This is a genomic window from Seongchinamella sediminis, from assembly GCF_003457605.1.
Lineage (GTDB): Bacteria > Pseudomonadota > Gammaproteobacteria > Pseudomonadales > Halieaceae > Halioglobus > Halioglobus sediminis.
Genome location: NZ_QRAN01000059.1, coordinates 1 through 1325 on the forward strand (window position 1 = coordinate 1; position 1325 = coordinate 1325).

Genomic DNA, 1325 nt, shown 5'->3' on the forward strand with positions numbered 1-1325 from the left:
CACTAGCGTCCGGTTAATTGTTGAACAAATTCAGTTGGTTAGAAACCATGTCATCTTCCAGGATATGTTTGGTATCGAAAAAGTCATTGTTTAAAGGGATTTTTTCGAAGAGGGTGACCGAAAATACCTGTAACAAAGTGTAGAGCGAGGCATCCAGATCGAGACGTTTTTTGATAATGGCTACGAGGACATATACGGATACGGCTGTCCAGATTTGCACCTTTACGGCGTTCTCTGAATTGCCGTAGAACTTCTTGATGCGGAGATGCTGCTTGATCCATTTGAAAAACAGTTCGACTTGCCAACGGGCTTTGTACAGCTCGCAGATGGTCATGGGTGGAGGGCCGAACAGGTTGGTCAGGAAGATCAGAGTCTTGTCCGTCTCGGGATCTTTGAAGCGAATTCGCCGCAGGTGATGAGGAAAGTGTTTGTGACTGTAGAAGCCCGACAGCGCCACCGTTTGATCGCAGATAATGCCTTGCGCTCGATCGCTCGGCGCCGAGTAGACGCGTCGCAGGTCGGCATTCGACTTGGCGCGAGTCACAAAGAACGCACCGGCTTCGTGCAATCCAAAGAGCCGTTGGAAGTCGAGGTAAGCACGATCCATCACGTAGATCGCCGCCGGCTCCGGAATCACCACGTCGAGGACGTTGACATCGTGCAGCTTGCCGTCGGAAACATGTATAAAACTCGGGATGTTCCCGCGCAAATCCAGCAGCGTATGCATCTTGACCGCTGCCTTGGTGCTGCGAAACGGCGCCCATGGAAACAGCGACAGACAGAGATCGATGGTAGTCGAGTCCAACGCGTAAATCGTGTTCGACAGGTCGAGTCCCAGGTCTTCCTCGGCGTAGAGCTTGCGAGCTTGTGCGATCAGCCGTTGCGCAAACTCGGCGTAGATGCGCCAGTCTCTTCGCTCGTTGGCGTCGGCCAGAGTGGAGCGTTTGATCGGCGACCGAATACCCATGTGATACAGCTTCGCAGACTGAGCCGAAAGACAGGCCTCGATATCGCGAAGACTCTCTCTGTAAGTCAACTGCGCAAACGCCAGCACACGAAAATGTTCGGCACAGGGAAGCGTACGAACGCGGCGATTGCCGTCGTACCGATCGACGATTCGCGTGAACGTTGTCCAGGGCAGAAAGTCCATCAGCTGTGCGAACAGGGTTTTGCCAGTGTACATGCGGAGCCCTCCGGGAATGCCTTCCCGAAAGGTCGCCCGAAAGCTCTATTACGTTCAAGTCGACACCACAATTTATTGGTAAAAAATGGAGTCTATTCATGGAGTTACGTGGATCATGGGCTCAGTTAACCGGACAGCAGTG

1 protein-coding gene is annotated in these 1325 nt (G+C 52.8%); it reads right to left on the minus strand.

The features are described 5' to 3' along the window. Positions 1–13: 13 nt before the first annotated feature. Positions 14–1183, minus strand: a complete 1170-nt coding sequence (locus DWB85_RS19295; protein ID WP_117957703.1) for an IS4 family transposase — start codon at positions 1181–1183, stop codon at positions 14–16. Positions 1184–1325 lie beyond the last annotated feature (142 nt).